Below are 3,556 nucleotides of genomic sequence, written 5' to 3'. Positions count from 1 at the left end.
CTGTCGGCGTGCTGGAGAGAGCTGGTTGAACGTGATTTATTCAGGCACCCGGAAGGACTCGGTAAACCGCTGACGCACCAGCGGCTCGCCGTAGCTCTCCATCACGCCGCGGTCGTCTTCGACCCAGGCGTGCCCCGTCAGGCCGGTCGGGGTCCGGGCCACGCCGCTGACGAATACGGCGGGGTGGCCGTAGCGGCGCAGTGCCCGGTAGGTTGCCGTCGCTCGCGGGACGCACACGCCGCGCCGGGACTGCCGGGGATAGAGCAGCCGCGTCCACCAGTTCACCGCGCCGATCAGGTCGTTCTGGGCACTCAGGCTGAGGCGGCCTGAGACCGGCTGGCCCCAGGGCCGCAGGGCCGCGCGGGGGTCTCCGCCCTGTCGTCCGACCCGGGCCGCCGCATACACGTCCGGCAGCAGCCGCAGCATCCAGACGGCGCGGCGGGGGGCGTTGCGGAGCCGGGCACGCCAGAGCAGAGCACGGTGGTCTCGTCCGTCGCGCCGCGCGGCGTCCAGGAGGACAGGCAAGCGACCCTGCAAGGCGCTCGCCAACTCCGGGCCAGCGGGCTGACAGACCCTGAGAAAGGCCGCCCAGGTCTGGCTGACCCCGAGTTCCTGCGCCCGCCGCGCCAGCGCCTCATCGGTCAACCGGTGCCGTTCGCGCAACACCTGCAAGTCAGGAACATCGGCGGGCTTCAGTCCCCCCGCGTCGCCCCCCCAGCAGCGGCTGACGGCCAGCGTCAGCACCGCGCGGTCGGCGGGGGAGGGGAGCAAGACAGGCACGCCGGCCCAATCGGTCGGCACCGCCGAGGCCCACATCTGCCGGGTGAGCGCCTGCATCCTTTCTTGCGGCCCTACCTCCCAGGTCGTGACGAAGCGGTGAACGTCGAGCTTGGCCTGCCCACTCGGGCTCACGAGGTGCGCGCATTCATGCGTCCAGGTGGACGGACTGGCGTGCTGACCGTCACTGCGCCAGCCGTGGGCCAGCGCGAGGTGAACGGCGCGGCTGATGAGGTCGGGGTCATTCGGCAGCAGCAGGTCCAAGTCGCCGTAAAAGCGCTCGGCGGGGGTCGCGTAGTCGAATTCGGCCAGCGCGAAGCCCTTGAACAGCAGGGCCGGCACCCCGGCATCGGCCCAGAGCTGCAACAGGGGCCGGACCTCGCTTTTGATGAGGGCGTGGCGCGCGGCGAGCTGCACGGCGTCCATTTTCAGCGCACCGCGCAGTGGGTGGCCCTGCGGCAAGCGCGGGCGGAGGTACCCCCCCAGATGGAGCTGGCGCAGGGTGGGGAGGTCGTCCGCGGTGACCTCGCTGGGCGCAGCGAAGGTCCGTCGCAGCACTTCGGACAGGGAATCCATAGGCGCCCAGTACAGCACGCGCAGAGCGTCATGAGAGAACCTTGCACTTCCCTGACGATTTGAGGGTAAGCTGGCGCAGCCCTTCATCTTCTTAAGGAGTTTATACATGTCAGAACATTGTCAGAAGACTGCTGTTAAGCCTGAACCCCGCCCCTACCAGGCCCCTGCCGTGCAGGACCTCGGCCCCTGGAAGGCCATGACCCTGATTTACAGCCTGCCCATCGGCCCCGGCGGCTCCCGTCCTACTGGTGGTAACAGCAATGTCTGGTAAGCGCGCCGCCAATGCCCTCTTGCTGGCTGGCCTTCTGGCCCTGAGTGCCTGCGGAAGCCAGCAGCCTGCGGGCACAGGCGCGGCGGTGCCTGCCCCAGGGCCCGTGACCAGCGGTACTTCCCGCAGCAGCCTCGGCGTGTACCAGCTCAGCCTCAGCGGGGCGGGCAGCGCCATCAAGCAGGCCAGCGTGCAGCGCTTGGGCGCTCAGGCGACTGAAGTGGGCGGCCTGAGCTTCAAGAGCAACAACTACGGCTACTACGTCGACAGCTCGAACAACACCCTGCGGATGTGGGCGACGTTCGACGTGACCAACACCAGTGACCAGCCCCTCGCCGCGCCGACCTTCATTCCGGTCGACACCGAAGGCGCGGGCGGGACCATCGGCACCACGGCGTTCAAGAACGTGCGCTACTTCGACGGCAGCGATGCTTCGAGCCGCGCGCCGCTGCTGGCCTTCGACTCGTCGAACGACCCCAAGACGGCGGTCAAGACTCAGCTGCTCCGTGACCTCGACAGCGGCAGCGTGCAGGTCAACCTGCCTGCGGGCCTGCAACTCGCCGGCACCTCGCACACCGGCTGGAAGATGGGCGCCCTGCCGGCGGGCGCGACCGGGCAGGTCACCCTCGCCGCGAGCATTCCAGCGGCCAGCAACTCTCAGGACAACCCCTTTTCGTTCGACCTGGTCTTCACCGTGGCCGACAACGTGCCCAGCACCACGCTGACCAACATCGGTGCGGTTCAGGGCCAGACCCCCGGCGGCGACCGGCCCGCAGCCTTGACCGGCGCGCAGACCATCGAAGGCGTCGTGACAGCGGTCGAGCCTGGTCTGAGCGGCTTTTTCGTGCAGGAAGAGGGCATCGACGCCGACAGGGACGAGACCACCAGCGACGGCCTGTTCGTCTACTGCGCGGCGAGTTGCCCGGCGCTCAGCGCGGGCGACCGCGTGCGGGTCAGCGGCACGGTGGCCGAATACGGCGGCGCCACCCAGATGACGGCGCCCACCGTGACCAAACTGCTTTCCGGCCTGGCGCTGCCGCCTGCCGCCGAGCTGAAGCTGCCGCTCGACAAGACGCAACAGGAGCGTTATGAGGGCATGCGCGTGCGCTTCCCCGAAACGCTGACCATCACCAACAACTACACCTATGGCCGCTACGGGCAACTCGACCTATCGAACGCCGGGCGCATGTTCAATCCCACCAACGGGAACGCCAGCGCCAGCGAGCAGAGTACCATCACACTCGATGACGGCGTCAGCGCACAAAACCCGCTGGACCTGAACTACCTCAGCGCCGAGCGGACCCGCCGCACGGGCGACACGGTCACCGGCCTGAGCGGCGTGTGGCATTCGGTTGCCAATCAGCCCATGCTGGAGCCGGAGGGAGCGGTCGAGTTCGTCTCCGCCAACAGCCGCGCCAGCAACGCCCTGCCGCATGACGTCGGTGGCAGCCTGCGGGTGGGCGGTGCCAACGTCCTGAACTACTTCACGACTTACGGCGGCAGCACGGACCGCGGCGCAAACAACGCCGGTGAGCTGGCCCGGCAACGCGCCAAGATGGCGACCACGCTGACCACCCTGAACGCCGACGTGCTGTCGCTGATGGAAGTGCAGAACAATGGTGATACGGCGCTCAACGACCTTGTCGCGGCGCTCAATGAGAAAGCCGGCGCCGGGACCTACGCCGCCGTGACGACGGGCTCCGTCGGTACCGACGCCATCAAAGTCGCCATCATCTACAAGCCGTCTAAGGTCACGCCGGTCGGCCAGTTCATGACCGACAACAACTCTGTCTTCTCGCGCCCGCCCGTCGCCCAGACGTTCCGTGACAAGACCACGGGCGGCGTCTTCAGCGTGATCGCCAACCACCTCAAGAGCAAAGGCAGCTGCCCCACGTCCGGCGACGTGGACACGGGCCAGGGCTGCTGGAATCAACT

General features: G+C 68.1%; 2 protein-coding genes. One reads left to right on the top strand and one right to left on the bottom strand.

Translation table 11 applies throughout. The annotated features are described in order from the left end of the window. Positions 1-36: 36 nt before the first annotated feature. Positions 37-1,353: a lasso peptide biosynthesis B2 protein gene (locus T432_RS08900; RefSeq protein ID WP_034351138.1), complete on the bottom strand. Its 1,317-nt coding sequence runs from the start codon at positions 1,351-1,353 to the stop codon at positions 37-39. Between the two features lie 260 nt (positions 1,354-1,613). Between T432_RS08900 and T432_RS08895 the strand changes: the two genes are divergently transcribed. Further along, a partial coding sequence (locus T432_RS08895; RefSeq protein ID WP_156026350.1) for an ExeM/NucH family extracellular endonuclease occupies positions 1,614-3,556 on the top strand: 1,943 nt, incomplete at its 3' end.

The sequence above is a fragment of the Taylorella asinigenitalis ATCC 700933 genome, from assembly GCF_000687755.1.
GTDB classification, from domain to species: Bacteria; Pseudomonadota; Gammaproteobacteria; order Burkholderiales; family Burkholderiaceae_B; genus Taylorella; species Taylorella asinigenitalis.
Note: the sequence above shows the minus strand (reverse complement) of the source record. Positions and strands in the feature narration are given on the sequence as shown.